This window comes from Bacillus sp. FSL L8-0152 (genome assembly GCF_038006365.1).
Taxonomy (GTDB): domain Bacteria; phylum Bacillota; class Bacilli; order Bacillales; family Bacillaceae_G; genus Bacillus_A; species Bacillus_A cereus.
The window spans coordinates 2,647,997-2,666,915 of the sequence record NZ_JBBOVB010000001.1 but is presented as its reverse complement, the minus strand read 5'-3'; the positions used below and the strand labels follow the sequence as shown (position 1 = coordinate 2,666,915).

Below are 18,919 nucleotides of genomic sequence, written 5' to 3'. Positions count from 1 at the left end.
TGCCCTCTCTGGGAAGCTTATGTATAGCCCAAATTCAACTTAAAAAGCTCGTATTATTAAAAATACGAGCCTTTCAAAAATAGAATGTGTTTATTATTTCCTTAACTTCACACTATAAAAACGCATTTCATCTAACGAACCTTCAAATTCAAATACTTCTTGTTTAATTAATTGTTTCAAGCGATATTCTAAGAAGGTATCTCCAACCAATTGTTCAACAAGACCAAGTGCTTCACCAATTACTCTAGGAGCTTTGAGGAACTCTCGATCAGCACCCACACTTTTCGCGCATTCAATTATAAATTGATCAAAATAATCTACTTGTACAAAATGCACTTCATTTTCTTTCCACACTCTTAAACATTCTATGCTTTCCGATAATCTATCCCACTCATGTTCAAAATTCATGCGCTTCTCTTCAGTTAAAAAAGGTAACTTTGCAAAACTTTTTTGGAATAGAGCTAAACTTTCAGGTGCTAATTCTCCCGTTCCACGAATATCATACTCTTGTTTTAATAATTCTCTACTTGCTTCAGACGTATTAATAATTCTAATGTTTTTCTTATCCTTTAACTGTGCCATTACAAAGCTTAGACCTACATGTTCATGTGCATTATCAGCCTTCCAAATTGTAATAGGCGTTTCAACAGAAATAGTATGTAGTTCCTCTATAGTTGCTATAAATCTTGATAAATATTCTTCTTCAAAATAACTATCATAAGCAGTTAAGTTATTTATTAACCACTTCTGTCTTGCTAGTTGCCCCTCATTCGTATGCAACCTATATATCGGTCCAATTGAAAAGAATTCCGAAAAAGCAACAACACTCTCTTCAAATAATTCTTCTTGACTTAACATATATTTTAAGCAACCAGCCGTTGAATCATCAAAAGCAATATGTATGTGCGTACTTTCTTTTACATTCCTTTTATAAGTAGGATTACTTGTTAATTGTTTCGGAATATCCATCAAATTTTTAATTGTATCTTCACTGTAGTTTTCTTCTAATAAGTTTAACTGTATGAGAATACTTTGAAGTAAATCTTTAGCCTCATCTTCGTACATATCCTCTACAGCATTTTTAATTTTATCTATCACACAAATCCCTCTATTCATTTCAAACATAACGTAGATTATAGTGTATCATTTTAGTATAGTTCTTTAAAGTCAAATCCAGATTGCTACAGCAATCTGGATTTTCAACAAAAGCTTTCCTTATATTTTTGAATTGCTAAATATTTTACTTTGAAAATCCTTGTATCTAAATGTATAATTATATAAAAACAAAAATATAGGAGCTATATTTATGGAGAAAGTACTTACTAATTATAAACATTACTTAAAAAATTGGAGATTTATATTTATTTGCATACTACCTGCTATTGCCTTATTCGTTACTTTCGATGTCATCTTTGAACTACTGTTTCATCAAAATTTCTACTTATCTAACTTAATTTCTGCTATCATATTATTTTTAATATTTATTAACGTTAAAGATAAATTTAAAATTAAAGGCTAAAAAACACTATTTCAAAATAGCCCTTTATTATTGCATCCTACTATAAAATAAGGCTCGTAGTAGATTTTCATAAAAAATAAGAGCACCCTGCAATTGGCCGCTCTTATGTGATTAGAGGTTTTTTCTGAGTATTAAGTAGGACACGAAGATTTTGTCCTACTACATAATATATGCTTGTACTTATTATTTCGTGCATGTATTAAGCACCATGTTCAGGTACTTAATATATGCATAGTCATTGCTATAAAATCTACTCAAATATTTACTGTACGATTATCATATTTATAAATTAAAAAACATCCCCAATGGATGTTTTTTATCTAACATTTTAAGCTTCCATAAACTTAGCCGGTACACCAATTTTTTCAACTGCAGAAGATATATTAGTAGGATTAATCATTACATTTTCAATACATACTAATTTATTTTCTAATATCCCATTCTCTGCAGTAATAAGTTCTTCAAACCGATCTAAAGTCATTGAGAATTTATGTTCACTTCCACCATTCATACTAACTTTTACATACTTCATAGTGTCACCGCCTTTCATAATAATTTACATTTCGACAAGAAGGCGCTTACATCCTTTTTATTTACCCTTAGATTTCTCACGTTTACATGTATTTTGAGAAAAGCAGCTACTATTATTTACTCACAAAATTATTGCTAATAAGAAAGATAAAGATAAAAATGCACAAAGTGGAATATATAAACCGGTATCCATTCTAGCAAAGTGTGTATCTTTTTGTCGTTTAAAGATACCAAAATAATTAAACTCACCAATTACTCTAATAGAAAAGACGATCATACAAATCCAGGAACCGACTTGAATAATAACATTAGGAACTGCAAAATGAAAAATTTTTGCTTGTTGCAACAAAATTATTGCTGCCATACTTAATAATAATGCAATGAACAATGTCATTCCGGCGCGAGGTGTAAACGCCTTTTCCCCTGATTTAGTTGGAATAACACTATTTGTCCCCCAATTACCTCCGAAAGCCCAATATACATGTAAAAAGCTAACTAAGAATAATATACAAACAGATATATATATAATGATAAGCATTTTATCCTCCCCTTATTTTAGTTCCTATCTATAAAATATGCTATTCCCCTCCGCAATAGCAACCTTCATTTCATTACATAAAAAAACCGTAATGATTCATCAATATTAAGATAAGTCATTACGGGGTTATTAAACTTCATTATGCATTATACCTATTTCTTCGGCGTTCCATCCTTGTTTGACCTTGAACTGCATTTTCTTTGTATGGATCTATTTGCTCTGTCATTTCATATGTTGCAACTGGTTCTTCGTACTTATACTCATGGATTTTTTCTGGCATTTTACTTTTAGATTCTTTTCCACCAAACTTAAATAGTTTTATCCTTAATTTCGGTAATCTTGGAAGACGAATCTTAAATGATAATCTTTTGTGTTTCTTTTTTGGTCCAAGTAGATTTATATTTTCTTTATTATTATCTTTCTCTTTGCGGTGAATGAACATCGCGAGTAATCCTCCTATTACAAGTCCTCCAATTAATAGTAATATATATACATAATGGCTTGTCATTAAACTCGTTATGCGTTCAAGTATGACTAACGACTGTACTTCTTTTATATCCCATAGTAAAGCGGCCCATAATGAGAATAAGCCCAAAGTAAGTCCATATGTACGAAAACGGAATAAACATGGAATTAACGCGACACATGCAGCAATTTTCGCATTTGCTATGATTGAGCTTGTTGCAATATCCTGATGCCAAATAACTAACAGTAATGTTATAAATGGCGCATACGCTATCCAGCTGCATATACGTGAATACATCTTTTTAGCAAAATAACTACCGAAACTAGTAAAAAATAAAAGCCCTCCAATATATATAGATTGTTCTAGAGGGATTTGCTTTGTAAGTCCTGCAATTGGAAAGAGGCCGCTCAGTAGCATTAAGAGCACATCTAATTTCTTCACAATTCCCCATTCCTTTCAAATTTTTTCAATTAATAAAAATCGTTTTTCCATATGAAATAGTTTTTGTATTTCTAAAAAACATATTAATCCTGTCTGCACATAAAGTAAATATGTAAACGAAAAGATACTTGACAAAGGATATCCTTATTTACATAAAAAAATGACAAATCCTGATCGATATAACGAGCAGGATTTGTTTACAAGTATTTAAAGTAGAATAATTGAATCTTTCTTTTCTACTTTTACTACATCTACATCCAATTCATCATTAAATTCTTTAAACTCTCTTGCATCTATGTCAGTAATATAACTCTTTATTATCTTTTCCATATGCATGGAATATGTCATGTGTACATTCTTTTTCGAAAGCATACTAGAATTACAGCACATGTAATGTATCATTTTAGCGATATAATCCCTTTCTACAGGTTTTACACCTAATGGTAGAATTTCAAGTATATATCGCTGAAAAATCCCACTACAAGTAAGTGAATATTCACCAGTGCTATAATACATCCCTTTTTGATCTGCATATAAGCCAATGCTATCTAGAGCATCATCAGATTCTATTACACCGTAACTTGGTACATCAAAACCTGTATTTATTCTAATAATATTTAAATTTGGAACCTTTAGCACCTCTGGAACAATATCAGGTAAAATATCTATATTAATTTCTTTATTTTGTAACTCTTTTATCCAATATTTTCTCAAATTTGCATCTACAATGAAGTAAACTTGTTTATTTTTTTCTTTTGCATATTGTACAATTTCCATTAATGTTTCGAAAACATATTGTTTAAAAAGAGCTCCCATATCATTTCTCTTTGATGGTTGTGGTAAAAATGCATTATGTTTATTTATATTTAATAATACGTAATCAATCGTTTGCCACTCTGTACTCCCATATAATTTATATAAAATTTCTTTTCCTTTTATTTTTGAAAAAATAGGTAAGAAATCGAATTTCGATATTCGTTCAATTGATAAACTAACATATGTACAAGGTAGATTTATCTTATTCCAACTACGCCTCAAAAATCCTTTTTGTTCTAATAGACTAAAAACACTATTTACAATTGTTTTACGAGATACATTTTGGCCTATAAATAAATTAATAAATGTTGAAATACGGTTTGTTCGTGCAAATCCCTCTCTAATGATTTGTTTTGGATCAATTTTTTCGCGTCCATCACAATTTTTCATCGCGATTAATGCTAATGTCGCATCACTGCGCTTACCCGCGGTAGCATAGACAGCTTTCTTAACATCATCTACAAGATTTGTTTTATATTTTTGGCAATATTGCATTTTATATGGATTTTGTAACACCTTTTCAATATTGTATCTCACAATCTTTAATAACACTGGAAAATCTGTATTCAATACATAAGAATTTTCACCAACTTTAGTCAAAACAATTTCGCTATCAAGTAATGCTTGTTCTATTTCCAGCGCTATATTTTCAGACCAAACTTCTAATATTAATGTCTCTAATCCTTTTGGTGCAAATAAAGGAAATAATTCATTTTTGTTATTTGTAGCTACCTTTTTACATTCTGGAAGTATTGTGAAATAAGAGAATTTAAGCTGAAATTCTTTAAATAAATACTCTCTTTCCTTTACTGTTATACCCGGTTCTATTTTAGTACCTTGAACTTTATAAATTCTCTCATTGTATGGAAATAACACCCTTTTATTTTCTCCTACAATATAATCTTTCGGATATTGGAGAATATGGTCTAAATCCACCTCTCCCCCTATTTGAAAATCATCTTTTAAATTTCTAAATATCTTAATCCATTTCATGCCGGTTGTAGCTTGTTGTATTTTTAGTTTTACAAACCGTATTTTTTTATTATTTGACGCAAACTCTGAGGTAGAAATCAATATCATGCCTCGTTTTCGTCTTAAAAGTAAAGGAATATCTGGATGATTATATTCTTGATAAAATCTCCGAATCCCTATTGAAATATTTAATAATGGAGCGTTCTCACCACCGCGGGTTATGCATTCGAATCGATATACATAGGAGAAAAAATCTTGTGTTTTTTCATCTTTTATCGGCCCTGACATCGCCTCACAAATATTTTGTGATCTAAGAGGGGAAAAATAGATTTCTTCTTCATTTGTATTTTCTAAATATATAGGACGCTCACAAAAAATATGTGAGATTAAAGCGGGCACCCACTTAGAATACGTTTCATTATCATGTAGTACTGGCAAATTAGAAATCAAATCGGATTGCCATTCATATTTTGGTGGTTCTACTAATCTATTTGGTTTCCAATCATGAATAATCTCATACCAACTTTGAAAAATATAATCGAGCTGCTCTTGTCTAATAGGTTCTTTCGATACAATCCATGGTGTATTTTCATTTAATACGTACGGGTTATGCTGAATAAACAATATATCCGAAAACATATCATACAATCTTTCATTCAAACGTTTCAACTTACTCGTTAATAAAAATGTCTTATAATGTATCTCTACGATGTCCAGCCATTCAATAGGAAAGTATATAAATGATACCTTTTCATTTAAAAGGGGTTCTACTATATTTTCAAATGTTAGCAGCCTTAATTTTTTCATAAAATGATTCCTTCCTTTCTTCAGTTGTCTTGATTATCAAAAAGCTAGAACAATAGTTACTTAATCTCATCCATTTAAACCAAGTATTTAAAAGAAACGTAAAAACTGTTTATCTACATAAATTATTATCAAACCGACTCTTTTAAAAATTCAAAGTAATTATCATGTATAACACCTCTATTATATTTGAATTTCGATACATTCGAATTATACATTACATTTAATGCATTGTACTTATCATTTACAATATCTTTACAAAAAAACCAAAAAAGAACACCTTAATTCGGTGCCCTTTTTACAAATATCAACCTTTATGTAATTGAACATATAGATAACAGTAATCCCCCAAATGAAATTGCTCCTAGTAAACCTACTACAACTCCTGTTAAACAAATACAATCAGCAAGACAAATAGAAGACTGCGATAATGGAACAAATGACCTACTTGTACTCGAACCATATTGTTTTATTTTCTCATAATTCACATCTAACATTAGATGTAAACATGTTACACCATCCTCAATAGTATGTAGAGGTTCTTTTTCTAATCGCTCCAATAATTTACTATCAAAAGCAACTGATAGAGGATACTGCTTATCTAATTTCATATTTTGATAAATTAGTTGCAAACGAGATAATATATTGTTTTTCTTCTTTTCAGATGTTACTGTACATTTCATTTTATTAAATTCATTTAATAACAGTGTCAATTCATCTCTTTTTCCGTATAAATTTTTAGCTATTTTTCTCTTTAGTTTATACGAATGGATAATAGATTTTAGTTCAATCATATTCATACACTTCCTAATTACATATTATTTACCCGATTATTTTATAGATAAACAGTACTTTTTAATCTTATTTAAATTACACTCAAGCATCTTCATTTACTATCGATTAACATTACATTAACCTTACAAAGTTGTAATAAATTCATTAGCTAGAAGAAATCAATCCCTAAACCAGACAGATATTTGATGATAAAACCATAAGAAAAAAGCAATGATTAGATTTTAAATCTAGTCATTGCTTTATCCATCACCTCTTGATTACACCTATATATCTTATTGTTACTCTTTCACTTGAATGACTGAATATATCCATTAATAATGGCTATATTCTTTGTCGGCAAGTACATATATAAAACTAATGTTTTTTAATTGATAAAGTGAAGCTTTAATCAGCTCTCACCAATCGGGCTTTTATGGACAGTCCGCCACCTAACTTCTCTTTGCTCTCTCTGAATTTTAAGGGAGATTTTATTACCCGCAAATAGTGGGATAAATGTAATTAATATTCATACGTTACAATAGTACCAGTAGTATCAGTAGTACCACTAAAACCATCAAAACAATTAGAGCAACCGCCACAACCTCCGCAACCTCCGCAACCAAAACAACCGAAGCAACCAATACAACGGAATCCACCACAACGGAATCCGCCACAACGACCTCCACCACAACCACCACAACGACCACAACCGCCACAGCGACGAGCAGCATCTTCAATATAGTAATATGGATATTGGTTTTGCTGGTCCCAATAGACAATATTTCCAGACCGGTAATCATTAAGACTTAACGCTTGTAGTTCTTGTTGAAACTGATTCATTTTCATAACCTCCGTTTATAAAATACAACCTCATTGATGCTTCCCTATATTTCTGTTCGTTACATCTAAGTAAAAATAGTGCTATAAACTAAGTTCAATACGTACACCAACAAAGTATGACTTATCACTAAATGATGCACCTTGTTCATATACCTATTTTTGCTATGGGCTCATTTTTATAAAGTGAAACTTTAATCAGTGGGGGGGGAGTTCATCCCCCGCTGATTATTAGCCCTCACCAATCAGGCTTTTACGAACAGCCCGTTAATGCGGGATAAATAAAAATTAAAAAATATGAATTCTAGCGTCATATCTTCATACCTAATAAATTCAATTAATTTCTCAATAATTATGTTGCCATATCCTATATATTTCCGTCTGCCGCTTAGATTTTTCTGTAATGTAAATGCGTTTCGCTATAACATCTCCTAGTGACCGGTTTCTATGACGGATAAAAAATTCCTACAAAGAAAAAAGCCCTTATTAGGGCTTTTCATTCTATTTCTCCAGCAAAACTCTCTATGAAATTCCTAATTGAAAAAAGACACACTTAGATTGATGCGTCTTTTTGTGATGCCTCTTTTGTGAAATCATATAAAGCAATTGCGCCTAAAAGAACAAGTATACCTTGAGGAACATCTAGTAAAATAGTTTTCCAAATTTCTGGAATTACCCATTTGATATCTGCTGCTGTTTCAAGATATGTTTGGAAATAGCTGATTGTAAAATTAATGATTCCTAAAAATACAAACAACGATAAACCAAATCGAATTAATTTCTTATTTGTAAACATATAACACCTCTCAAAATTAATTGGATATTCCTGCTTTTACTTCTTTATATTCCCACATCCCTATATTTGATTTTAACACAAAAAGAACTCAAAAAAACACAATATGCAAATATGCATATTGTATTAACAACACTCCATGATAATTTAGAAATTCCTGCAAAGAAAAAACAACTCCGTTCCAGCTAACAGCTCGGGTTTCTTTTCTTATTTAACTTCATACCACCAACATTTACGTTCTTTGATTGTAAAATAAATGTGACAGAAGTTTATCCAGTTAATGCGTAGACAAGTAAATGAGCTAAATTATCGATATTCTATTTCGCCACATCCGTAGCACTAATGACTTTACGCGAATTTGACAAGAAAAAATATATAGATAGGTATGATCCATACCTATCTATAACATTACTTCTATTCTTTATCCAATTACGTCTTTTACGTCTGTATCCACTGGCCACTTTTCTAATGTATAAGCCATTTCCCAAAATGAATATTCATATTGACTGCTAATAATAAAATGCTGTTTCATACGTTTGCGGTCTGCCTCTGTTACTTTTTCAGCGATAGTATCTAAACGTGTAATTTGTTCTTCAACTAGCGTACGGAACCAATCAGATCCATAAGCAGAAATCCATTCGTTATAAATTGGCTCTTCCGGCTGGCACTCTTTTAAGCGTTCGCCAATTTCATAATACAACCAATAGCAAGATAAAATTACTGCAATGATATCTCCTAAATGCCCTTCATACGCAGCACGATACATATGTGAAGTATACGCATATGCAGTTGGCGCAGGAATAAAATTATCTTTTTCTTCTTTTGTTATCCCTAGCTTTTTAGCAAAATTCTCATGTAAAGATAACTCGGCCTCATATGTATTTTGAGCATGATGTGCCATACGAGCTGTCGTCTCTAATTCAAGAGCTTTTGCAGCTCCTAAAGTTTGTACTCTAGCAAAATGACTCAAATAATATGAATCTTGAAGCACATAATAGCGAAAACTAGCTAAATCTAATGTTCCTTCACCAAGTTTTTTTACAAAAGGATGGTTAAAACTCGCTTCCCAAATTGAATCTACTTCTTTACGTAATGATTGTGAAAAAGTCATTTAAATCCCTCCAATAATGTATAAAATATAAGTATTTATCCACAATTATTAAAGCTGTAAAATAAAAAAACTTTCTTTACAGGCGTAAAGAAAGTGAAATTGACAGTATTTATTTACTCATTAAATAGCAACGTCTTTCCCACTTCCCTACGCTGGCATTAACCAGATCAGGTACTAAGAGTCTCAAAATCACATTTGATCTCAGCCTATAAAAGGCTCCCCTAGTGGATAAATATTTTGTTTTTATAATGTATTCATCATAGCATACTTCGTGAAACTGTCAAAAGAATTAGTTATATAATCTCCTTAAAACCCTTCTTCATTTCTAACTTTTAATGATGTTTCAATAATTATATCTAATAGTTTGCTATAACTAATTCCCGCTGCTTCTGCACTTTTGGGCAATAGGCTTGATTGTGTCATCCCTGGTAATGTATTAATTTCCATTACATATGGAATTCCGTCCTTCACCATCATATCAACTCTTGCATAAACACTACATTTTAATGCTTTATAACAAGTCAGTGAAGCTTTATTTACACGTTCATTAATTTCTGCTGGAAGTTCGATAACTTCCTCAACTGTACTAGTATCATCATATTTTGCATTGTAATCAAAGAACTCGGCTGCATGTCGAATTGAAACTATAGGTAACTGTTTTCCATCCAGAATAGAACATGTAATTTCATCACCTTTTATATACTTCTCAATTACTACTTCAGAATCCCATTCGAATACAGTTTCTAGCATTGAGATCAATTCATTTTTATTGTAAACGATTTTCACCCCGACACTCGATCCGCCAGAGTTTGGTTTTACCACTAATGGAAATCCTAACTTATCTAACTCATCAAGATTTAGATCCTCCATTTTTGTAAGTTCAATCCAATCTGGTGTTTCTACACCTTCATAACGTAAAATCTTTTTCGAAATATTTTTATCCATACATATACTGCTAGATAACATATTACTTCCGCTATAAGGAATCCCTAAACTCTCCAGTGTTCCTTGAACTGTCCCATCTTCTCCGTATTTTCCGTGTAATGCGAGCAATGCAAAGTCAATGTCTTTCGCTTTTTCAATTAAATCCATTTTTTCGTTTAATGTAATTGGAACTATTTCATACTTATTTTTATCTAAATGAGCAATCATTTCATTCCCCGTCATAATTGAAACTTGTTTTTCAGACGATACCCCGCCCATAATAACACCGATTTTCATTTTCTCAACTCCAAATTTCATTTTTTAATGTATCACCAATTATTTTAATTCCCCGAACTATTTCTTCTTCTTTCAAGCGCGAAAACCCTAATCGGAAAGTGTTTGCTCCTTCTCCATCAGAGTAAAAAACATCTCCAGGTGAAAACGTAACGCCTTTCTCATAACACTTTTGTAAAAGTGTGCGGGCATTCATACGCTCTTCTAGCTCTATAAATAAATGAAGTCCACCATCTCCAGTCATTCTTTTAAAAGGAATGTACTGGTTACATGCCCCGACAGCTAACTCATATTTTTTCTTATAAACAGATCTTGCCTTTTTTAAATATTTTTCAAAATATCCCTCATGTAAATATTGAAACAGAACAGCTTGATCTAGCGTAGATGTGTGAATCGTTCTTGCTCTTTTTACGCTTTCTAAATAATGAATCAGCTCTTTATCTGCAATAATCCAGCCTACACGTAAACCAGGGAAAAGCACCTTTGAAAAGCTACTAATATAAATCACATTATTGCCAGCTCCCGCAAAAGTTAATAATGGAGCTAAATGTGAACCTGAATAACGTAATTCTTCATTAAATCCGTCCTCTATAATAGGAACCTTGTATTTTGAGAATAACCTCATCAATTCCGTTCTTTTCTCTGAACTCGTAACAATACCGGTTGGATTATGATAAGAAGGAATTAAATAAGCAAAATCAAAATCTTTTTCACGCAAACTTTTTTCAACTTCATTCGTATCAATACCATCCTCATGCATATCAATCCCATGAACTTCAAGTCCATGTAAACGGAAAAGCTTAAGTGCAGCATGGTGAGTTGGATTCTCACAAATGACACGACCGGATTTTTTTGATAAAGAAGAGAGTACAATATCCAATCCTTCTGTAAATCCATTTGTAATTAGAATATCTTTATTCGAAATGTCTACACCTTTCATTTCCATGTAATGAAGTAAATAATTCATTAACGGTCTATATCCCTTTGCATATCCGTAGTTCAATACGATGTCCCCTTCAATGGACATACGAGTAAGAAAAGCTCTTTTGAAATTTTCAACATCAAATAGCTTCTCATCCGGGGCTATACTATTAAAAACAATCATTCCCTTTTCCCAACGAACACCATGTTTCATTAAATCTAATTCGTCCGCTAATGCGGTCACTGTATTAAGTTTATTTTTCCAATCTATTTCAACAGACGAAGTGTTAGATATATCCACCTTCGCAACAAAGTTCCCTTTTCCTTTAACTGCATAAATGAGTCCTTCTTGCTCTAAATCTGCATAAGCAGCGAGTACAGTGTTTCTACTCACACTTAGTAATTCACTTAGTTCCCTTGTTGATGGGATTTTTTGATCCCCGAGCAAATGCCCTTTCATAATCATCTTTTTCAAATAGTCTTTTAATTGAATATAAACGGGACGATCTTTAACAACTTTAAAATCCTTAAACAATTCCTTACCCCCTGCAATCATTTTTGCATATTTATTTCATTCTCAAAAGGTCCACGACATATGTATTTTTTATAAAGGGCGGTACGGTCTTACAAATCTTTTCGATATAAGTTAATTACATCTTTTAAAGCTGCAGCTGCAGCGCCTCGTGGATTAGAAGCCCCGCCAATTGTAGTAACTTGCCCCATCGTATCTGTAAAGAACGTAATTCCTTTTTCGGTCCCATTTACTTTTGCTAACGGATGATCTTTTTCTATTTCGCACGGTTCAACATTTAAATTCACATTGCCACCCTCATCCTTATATGTTGATGCTATTAATTTAATAATTTTATGTTGTTTCTTAGCATTTTGTATTTGCTGTTTTGTAACGTGCTCGATTCCTTTTATATGTATATCAGTAAGTGTTTTCTCTGTTTCCATTAAGCTGTTAGTCAAAAGTAACAATTTACACGCACTATCTGAACCACTTATATCTAATATAGGGTTTGTCTCAGCAATCCCTTTATTTTGTGCTTCTTTCAGCGCTTCTTCAAATGTCATATCTTCCTCATACATTTTCGTAAGAATATAATTAGTTGTTCCATTTAATATTCCTTCTATTTTATCAATACTGCAACCCGCTAAACTAAATTGTCCAATATCTAGTGTCGGTAGTGCAGCGGCTGTTGCACCGCTATATCGAATTCGTACATTTGCGCCTCTTGCTGCTTCATTTATTTCTCTCCAGTTTGTAACGAGCGCACCTTTAGAAATTGCTACTATATCCATCTGTTTCTCAATCGCTTGTTTCATATATTGTTTCCCTGGATTTCCATCTTTAAGATTTGTAACCGTTGATTCTACCAATACAGTACCACTTATGCTAGTTATTGCACGTTCCTTCGGATGATACTCTAAATATTTTTCAATTGCAGCGGTACCGCCACCATACATCAATAAATGATGAAGAGATAAGCCTTCTTCATTATGTATTGCAATATTTCTCCCTAATACGCCACTTACAACTAATTGAATCCCATATGTTTCATATATATATGAATATTTTTCATTTAATAATTTTATAAACTCTCTGCCTACTGTTCCGTATCCTGATAATACAACTTGAATTTTCATAATATCCCCCCATATTTTTCTACCAAATCCCTCTTTCAATATAATATAAAGCGCTCTCGAATTCCATCGAGAGCGCTTTATTATTACCTATTTCGGTAAACGTGATAGCTTTTCAGCAATTGTTCTATAAAACTCTTGAATGCTAGAAAAACCTAACGAGTCTGAAACACTTAACCCTACCATGTCGAGATGGTCCCAATTCGCTTTCGTTTCGATATGATTCCATTTTCCAACCTGTAATGACTCATTATTATTTACAGCAACATTAGAAGATGGTGCAATCATGGAATTTGTATTTACTACACCATCATTTTGCCACCAAGAAGTATCAACTAGCGGACGGTTTTCTTCATATCTCGCATAAGAACCTAAGAAAAATGCATTTCCCATTAACACTTTATTCATCGTTATATGAGGCAAATGTAGACCTGTTATAGGTGCTGCTTGTGATGCATGTCCACTATAGGATAAATAATACACATCTGGTTGCGTCTTTACCCAATTATTTAACTCCTTTGCACCATCTGTACTTAAATCCCACTGACTTATATCTTTTGTATTTTTCCAAAGTGAACTATTTAGAATACGATTACTATATTGGAAAAAGGACTCTCCAGCATTCTTCTTTATACCCCATTGATCCAATTTAAAATCATATAATGATAAATTATTGTTTCCTCCAAAGCTTGCAGCTGTAATGAGTAAATCTTTAACGAACGGCAGTAGAAGACTCCCATCCGCAAGTGTTGTACCGTTGTGAGGGGTTGCTAATGTTGTAACACTATGAACATATGATTTTCCGCCTTCAAATAGTGGTGATATTTTGGTGTCTGGGTGATTTTTCACATAATTATTTTCTTCAAAACTACCTTCTTTTAATAGCTGTACTAATGTTCTAATCGTTTGTCCACCCATGCTATGTCCAACTAAATGAACTTTATTTGTTTCAGTCCAATTCGGTGCAAAACCACTATAAGTTCTGCCAAAACGATTATGTCCATGTTTCTCAGCATGTACGGCACCATAGTCTACTGTCCCACCGTTAATTTGTGCATACAATTCACATGCACGATCCCAGTTACTAGAAACAGGTCCAACAGCAGCGGTATGTACCGTATAACCATTTCGTTTCAAATCTTCCTGTATATCATGAACACCACCCCAATATTTTACGCCCAGCATTTCTTCCCTACCCCATCCAGCAAATCCATTCACCAATATGATAGGATAATTATTTTGTTGCCTTTCTTCAGCGTATGATATTTTCGCTGCGAATGAACATACGGTCACTAATGCGAAAAAACATATTTTTAAAAATAACTTCCCCATACTTTCTCCCCCTAATAAAACGTTTACATTTTTCTTTTCGGAAAATTAACAGAATAATTTAACAACTTAAACATAATGTAAAGTATTTTATATACGTTGTATATATAGAAAACATATACAAATGTTGATAAATATTAATTCAAGTAAACATTTACTTTTTACAATATAACTTGTAAATCTATTTATTTAGATTTATAATTAGATATAGTTTCCTCATGTTAAAAAGATTTAAAAACCATAAGAAAACTAATCTCATTGCTTCAAAAAGGAGGAAAAAACATGCAAATCGGATCAAATATTCATACATTATCTCAACCTACTAAAATAACTCCATCTACTCTTGAGCATAATACTATCTCTTCTACTAAACTTGAAAGTAAGAAAGTAAATGATCCTATCAAGTTTGATATTCGTTCATCTGAAAAAGAAATGAAACAGCCTGAGCATAAATTTAATGAATTAGATTTATGGAAGATGTTAAAGGATAAAGGTGTTCCTTTATGGATCATCCTTGAAATGCTACAAAAGGCTCGTAAAGAAAAAGAAGCCCAAAATAATTCAGTTCAAAATTCAAATGCGATTGAGGAAACAAACGAGACTCGATTAAATGAAGTAATGTAAAACATAATAATTGATTTGTCTATAAACTAAAAAGAGTTCGAAGCTGATAAACTTTCTATCAACCTCGAACTCTTTTTTAAGATTTTTCTCCGATCGTTACAAACTGAACTGATACTTTCTCTTTAAAACCTTCAATTAGCTTTCTTACTTTTACTTTTTCATTAATTAATGTATTATCTGTCGACATTTTAGGTTTTTCATCACCTAACGACTTTTTTAAATGTAGAAGTTGCATATTCGTTTCATTCGCTTTTATTTCTTTATACACACTATTTTTCGCCACAATGATATACCATAGTGCTCCATAGTCACGTTTATTGCCAAGCCAAGCATCACTATCATATGCAACTGGTATCTCTTTTCCTTCTATTTTAATACTTTTAATATTCTTTTCTTCTTCATTTATATATAGTAGTGAGCTTTCTTTTGGAAAATTAGGTAACGTATCTACCAGTTTGGAAAGGGCTCCTTGGTCACGTTTACGAAAAATCTTTGCTTTAATCATCGCTTGTGCAGTAGATTCATTTAATATTAATACCTTTCCTTTTTCAAATTCCCCTGTTTTCACTGGGAAAATTTCATGTTCTTTCGTATTTTCCTTATAACGATTCATAATTGCTCCAGTATGATTCTCATCTCCAATGATTAATACACCGTTAGCTGGAAATAATTCTTCACTTTTAGCACATGCACTTAAACTAATTAAAATTAATATACATAATATGAAAATTGATAATGTTTTTTTCATTACAATTCCTTTCATAACTCATATTGTTTTTTTACATGCTTTTCTGCAATGTTACTTGCTGATGTTCTCTACTGTTCCATAGTTTTATAAAGCTTTTGTAGGTAACGCCAACGAGTGATAAAGAAGTATAAAACTTGTATACATATAAATGAAATTAAAATGGCGATAGAGCTATTTATGATAGAAAAGTCGACTAATTGTTGTAATGCCATATAAGCGACTACAGTATGAATCACTGCAACGACAATTGGTAAAAAGAACATTAATAATAACTGCCTCGTTACAACTTTTTTCAACTCACCTTTACTTAATCCCATTTTCGAAATCATTTTATATTGCTGTTGATCGCGATCTAAATCTGTATATAATCGGAAATAAATAAAACTAGCGGCGAATGTAAAGAAGACGATTCCGACTAAAATACTTACCATAAGTAATAAACCATTCTTTTGCTTTGCTTCCAACAAGTTTAATGTTAAAGCTTCAAAGTAGAAATCTCTGTCCCTAAGATCTTTATCAAATATACTCTTTAATTGATTGGAAATCTCTTTCGTTTTTATCCAATCATCTACAACAAATCCGTAAGTACGATATGAAATTTCTTCATTAACTGGGTCACTAGTAAGAGGCATTCCATCATATACTTGATCTTGAACAGCGATATAAATAGTTCTAGAATCATGTGGTAAAACTAAATTTTCTACAGCTTTTTTCACATGAAATGTCTTTGTCCAATCGCCTTGAATGACTTCTATATCCTTTTTATACTCGCCATTTTTAAATTCTTGTTTTTGTGATACAACTCCAGGGATTAATAAAATTTCATCTTCTTTTTCAATGGTTTCTTGTTGATAGCCTAGTGCTTTAGCAAGATCGTTGTATTCACTTAACTTCATTACATTTACGCTATTTTCTGTGTATATATATGAAGATGAAGCCATTCGATACGGAATATTAGCATCAGAAAGGTGTTTTTTTATAATAGAAAGATTTTTATTCAATACTTTGTCATTTTCCAAACTTCCATACAAAAATGTATACGGATTTGTCATCCTTACCAAATCCCTATTTCCAATTGCGGCTGTTGTACCAATTGCTGTAAATGCAACTGCTGAAACAATAGATACTATAAAAAACATCGTTGCATTATCTTTCATACGGTAAATTAATTCTGAAAATGTTAATATATTTGTTCTCTTTAAAAAGAAAGATTCTCTCTTTTTAGCAAGGTGCAATATATAAACGCTACACTGAGTATATAAAAAGTACGTTCCTATAATTACTAGAAGCACACCTATTCCAAGCGTAATAAAATTGGTACTTGGTATAAAGCGAAATACTGAAAAATATCCATACCCTATACTAATTAAAGAAAGTATCGATAATAAAACTGAAGATTTCGGTTCAGGTTTTGGCTTTTCCTCTGCTCGAATAAGTTCCACAAGTTCCGTTACTTTTATCATTTTAAATGTAAATAATGAAACAATTAAAAACAAGAAAAGAAATGTAATAACTGTTAATAATACAGCTCGGACTGGTATATAAAAAGGTAAACCATTATTAATCATTAATACACTTGCACTTATCAATAAGACTAGTTTAGAAAATATGAGTCCAATGAAAATCCCTATACAAATTGAACCAAGTCCAATCAACATATTTTCAATTAATAATAATTTCTTAAGCTGTCTCATTGACATACCTTGCATCATTAAAATGCCAAATTCTTTCTTACGCGTCTTTAAAAACGAACTAACTGAATATAAAATAAAGAAAAATGAAAATACAAAAATCAATCCTTGCGAAACTGAAAATCCCAATGTACCAAATGCACTTATTGTTGCACTTGTCGATTTCAACTCACCTTGTAAATCAGGATGAAATAATAAAAGAGCATACGTAAAGAAAATCATAATAGAAAATGCACTACTTAAAAAATGGGCAGCATATGTACGCTTATTGCGAAAAATATTATTAAATGCGAACTGACGAAAAGTCATGCCTTTTTCCTCCTAACAAAGAAAGGACATCCATAATCTTTTGATAAAAAGTTTGCCTACTTTCACCACAATAAATTTCGTTATATAGTTGACCATCTTTAATAAAGATTACTCGGCTGCAAAAGCTCGCTGCATACGGATCATGTGTAACTAACATCATCGTTGCTTTTTCTTCTTTATTTAGAGTATCAAGCATCTCCATTACATCATTTGAAGATTTAGAGTCCAAGTTCCCTGTTGGTTCATCTGCAAGTAATAATTGCGGCTTATGAACGATCGCACGAGCGATTGCTGTTCTTTGAGCTTGTCCCCCTGATATTTCAAACGTTCTTTTACTCAATATATCAGTAATGTTTAACTTCTTTGCAATCTCTTCTACTCGTTTATTCATTTCTTGGACGGAAACACCATCTAAAGTCATCGGCAATACGATGTTTTCTTTTACAGTAAGTGTGCTAAGAAGATTAAATGATTGAAATACAAATCCTAATTGTTTTCTGCGGAATAACGCTAATTCTTCTGATGATAATTGAAAAGGATTTGTACCATTAATAAATATTTCTCCCGATGATGGAGAATCAATAGTAGATACCATATTTAATAACGTTGTTTTCCCACTACCTGACGGGCCCATAATTCCTACAAATTCACCTTCTTGAATTGATAAATCAATATCTACTAATGCTTTATAAGGTACTTTCCCTTTATATACTTTACTAATACTATTTGCCTGCAAAATTTCCATTTATATTCTCCCTTCATTTCCACTGCTCACTATAGAGTGTAAATGAATTGTCTTACAGCTCATATTGATTCACCTTTCATTTATC

The 18,919-nt window shown here is 31.9% G+C and carries 18 protein-coding genes, 1 pseudogene and 1 riboswitch; of the genes and pseudogenes, 2 read left to right on the top strand and 17 right to left on the bottom strand.

All coding sequences use genetic code 11. The features are described 5' to 3' along the window. Positions 1-93 precede the first annotated feature (93 nt). Positions 94-1,098 (bottom strand): DUF1835 domain-containing protein, encoded by a 1,005-nt coding sequence (locus MHH27_RS13370; protein ID WP_340942890.1) that lies wholly within the window; start codon positions 1,096-1,098, stop codon positions 94-96. A gap of 208 nt (positions 1,099-1,306) precedes the next feature. On the opposite strand from MHH27_RS13370, the gene MHH27_RS13365 reads away from it, so the two are divergent. Continuing rightward, positions 1,307-1,519, top strand: a complete 213-nt coding sequence (locus tag MHH27_RS13365; RefSeq protein WP_000416826.1) for a hypothetical protein — start codon at positions 1,307-1,309, stop codon at positions 1,517-1,519. 328 nt (positions 1,520-1,847) lie between these two features. Here the strand turns inward: MHH27_RS13365 and MHH27_RS13360 are convergent, their stop codons facing one another. From MHH27_RS13360 to MHH27_RS13300, 13 genes and pseudogenes are all read right to left on the bottom strand, one after another. Further along, positions 1,848-2,051 carry a hypothetical protein gene (locus tag MHH27_RS13360; RefSeq protein WP_340944843.1) on the bottom strand — a complete coding sequence of 68 codons (204 nt, stop codon included), beginning with the start codon at positions 2,049-2,051 and terminating at the stop codon, positions 1,848-1,850. A gap of 120 nt (positions 2,052-2,171) precedes the next feature. Next, positions 2,172-2,588 (bottom strand): DUF3995 domain-containing protein, encoded by a 417-nt coding sequence (locus MHH27_RS13355; RefSeq protein ID WP_340942886.1) that lies wholly within the window; start codon positions 2,586-2,588, stop codon positions 2,172-2,174. Between the two features lie 139 nt (positions 2,589-2,727). Beyond that, a complete protein-coding gene (locus MHH27_RS13350) occupies positions 2,728-3,495 on the bottom strand; it encodes a DUF3959 family protein (RefSeq protein ID WP_000732179.1) in 768 nt (255 codons plus the stop codon). A 207-nt stretch (positions 3,496-3,702) separates the two neighbouring features. Continuing rightward, the gene (locus MHH27_RS13345) at positions 3,703-6,090 is read right to left on the bottom strand and encodes an RNaseH domain-containing protein (RefSeq protein WP_340942884.1); all 2,388 of its coding nucleotides are present in this window, start codon (positions 6,088-6,090) and stop codon (positions 3,703-3,705) included. Positions 6,091-6,401: 311 nt separating this feature from the next. Beyond that, positions 6,402-6,887 carry a homoserine dehydrogenase gene (locus tag MHH27_RS13340; protein WP_340942882.1) on the bottom strand — a complete coding sequence of 162 codons (486 nt, stop codon included), beginning with the start codon at positions 6,885-6,887 and terminating at the stop codon, positions 6,402-6,404. A gap of 209 nt (positions 6,888-7,096) precedes the next feature. Then, positions 7,097-7,228: pseudogene (locus tag MHH27_RS13335) on the bottom strand (site-specific integrase); the annotation flags it as partial. A gap of 152 nt (positions 7,229-7,380) precedes the next feature. Beyond that, complete coding sequence (locus MHH27_RS13330; protein WP_142952860.1) at positions 7,381-7,701, bottom strand: heterocycloanthracin/sonorensin family bacteriocin; 321 nt, start codon at positions 7,699-7,701, stop codon at positions 7,381-7,383. A 550-nt stretch (positions 7,702-8,251) separates the two neighbouring features. Then, positions 8,252-8,494: a DUF3937 family protein gene (locus MHH27_RS13325; RefSeq protein WP_000494855.1), complete on the bottom strand. Its 243-nt coding sequence runs from the start codon at positions 8,492-8,494 to the stop codon at positions 8,252-8,254. Between the two features lie 418 nt (positions 8,495-8,912). Next, the gene (tenA, locus tag MHH27_RS13320) at positions 8,913-9,602 is read right to left on the bottom strand and encodes a thiaminase II (protein ID WP_340942878.1); all 690 of its coding nucleotides are present in this window, start codon (positions 9,600-9,602) and stop codon (positions 8,913-8,915) included. A gap of 127 nt (positions 9,603-9,729) precedes the next feature. Continuing rightward, a riboswitch (TPP riboswitch) is annotated at positions 9,730-9,835 on the bottom strand. Between the two features lie 73 nt (positions 9,836-9,908). Continuing rightward, entirely contained in the window at positions 9,909-10,823 is a 915-nt protein-coding gene (locus tag MHH27_RS13315; protein WP_002094034.1) for a D-alanine--D-alanine ligase, read from the bottom strand. Between the two features lie 4 nt (positions 10,824-10,827). Beyond that, entirely contained in the window at positions 10,828-12,276 is a 1,449-nt protein-coding gene (gene pdxR / locus MHH27_RS13310) for a MocR-like pyridoxine biosynthesis transcription factor PdxR (protein WP_097822283.1), read from the bottom strand. Positions 12,277-12,365: 89 nt separating this feature from the next. Beyond that, a complete protein-coding gene (locus tag MHH27_RS13305) occupies positions 12,366-13,391 on the bottom strand; it encodes a homoserine dehydrogenase (protein WP_340942875.1) in 1,026 nt (341 codons plus the stop codon). Positions 13,392-13,478: 87 nt separating this feature from the next. Beyond that, positions 13,479-14,720 carry an esterase/lipase family protein gene (locus MHH27_RS13300; RefSeq protein WP_340942874.1) on the bottom strand — a complete coding sequence of 414 codons (1,242 nt, stop codon included), beginning with the start codon at positions 14,718-14,720 and terminating at the stop codon, positions 13,479-13,481. 279 nt (positions 14,721-14,999) lie between these two features. On the opposite strand from MHH27_RS13300, the gene MHH27_RS13295 reads away from it, so the two are divergent. Then, entirely contained in the window at positions 15,000-15,341 is a 342-nt protein-coding gene (locus tag MHH27_RS13295) for a DUF3914 domain-containing protein (protein WP_001165517.1), read from the top strand. A 76-nt stretch (positions 15,342-15,417) separates the two neighbouring features. On the opposite strand, the gene MHH27_RS13290 is transcribed toward MHH27_RS13295, so the two are convergent. From MHH27_RS13290 to MHH27_RS13280, 3 genes are all read right to left on the bottom strand, one after another. Next, on the bottom strand, positions 15,418-16,089 hold the full coding sequence (locus MHH27_RS13290) for a lipoprotein BA_5634 family protein (protein WP_002094033.1): 672 nt from the start codon (positions 16,087-16,089) through the stop codon (positions 15,418-15,420). A 68-nt stretch (positions 16,090-16,157) separates the two neighbouring features. Further along, entirely contained in the window at positions 16,158-18,089 is a 1,932-nt protein-coding gene (locus MHH27_RS13285; RefSeq protein WP_340942871.1) for an ABC transporter permease, read from the bottom strand. Then, complete coding sequence (locus MHH27_RS13280; protein WP_000404441.1) at positions 18,064-18,834, bottom strand: ABC transporter ATP-binding protein; 771 nt, start codon at positions 18,832-18,834, stop codon at positions 18,064-18,066. Before MHH27_RS13280 ends, MHH27_RS13285 begins: the two co-directional genes overlap by 26 nt. Positions 18,835-18,919 lie beyond the last annotated feature (85 nt).

Excerpts from the sequence above, each read along its gene's own strand:
- MHH27_RS13330 (WP_142952860.1), bottom strand. The coding sequence starts at position 7,701 with ATGAATCAGTTTCAACAAGAACTACAAGCGTTAAGTCTTAATGATTAC.
- MHH27_RS13300 (WP_340942874.1), bottom strand. The coding sequence starts at position 14,720 with ATGGGGAAGTTATTTTTAAAAATATGTTTTTTCGCATTAGTGACCGTA.
- tenA (WP_340942878.1), bottom strand. The coding sequence starts at position 9,602 with ATGACTTTTTCACAATCATTACGTAAAGAAGTAGATTCAATTTGGGAA.
- MHH27_RS13305 (WP_340942875.1), bottom strand. The coding sequence starts at position 13,391 with ATGAAAATTCAAGTTGTATTATCAGGATACGGAACAGTAGGCAGAGAG.
- MHH27_RS13360 (WP_340944843.1), bottom strand. The coding sequence starts at position 2,051 with ATGAAGTATGTAAAAGTTAGTATGAATGGTGGAAGTGAACATAAATTC.
- MHH27_RS13355 (WP_340942886.1), bottom strand. The coding sequence starts at position 2,588 with ATGCTTATCATTATATATATATCTGTTTGTATATTATTCTTAGTTAGC.
- MHH27_RS13345 (WP_340942884.1), bottom strand. The coding sequence starts at position 6,090 with ATGAAAAAATTAAGGCTGCTAACATTTGAAAATATAGTAGAACCCCTT.
- MHH27_RS13325 (WP_000494855.1), bottom strand. The coding sequence starts at position 8,494 with ATGTTTACAAATAAGAAATTAATTCGATTTGGTTTATCGTTGTTTGTA.
- MHH27_RS13295 (WP_001165517.1), top strand. The coding sequence starts at position 15,000 with ATGCAAATCGGATCAAATATTCATACATTATCTCAACCTACTAAAATA.
- MHH27_RS13280 (WP_000404441.1), bottom strand. The coding sequence starts at position 18,834 with ATGGAAATTTTGCAGGCAAATAGTATTAGTAAAGTATATAAAGGGAAA.
- MHH27_RS13290 (WP_002094033.1), bottom strand. The coding sequence starts at position 16,089 with ATGAAAAAAACATTATCAATTTTCATATTATGTATATTAATTTTAATT.
- MHH27_RS13285 (WP_340942871.1), bottom strand. The coding sequence starts at position 18,089 with ATGACTTTTCGTCAGTTCGCATTTAATAATATTTTTCGCAATAAGCGT.
- MHH27_RS13365 (WP_000416826.1), top strand. The coding sequence starts at position 1,307 with ATGGAGAAAGTACTTACTAATTATAAACATTACTTAAAAAATTGGAGA.
- MHH27_RS13340 (WP_340942882.1), bottom strand. The coding sequence starts at position 6,887 with ATGAATATGATTGAACTAAAATCTATTATCCATTCGTATAAACTAAAG.
- MHH27_RS13315 (WP_002094034.1), bottom strand. The coding sequence starts at position 10,823 with ATGAAAATCGGTGTTATTATGGGCGGGGTATCGTCTGAAAAACAAGTT.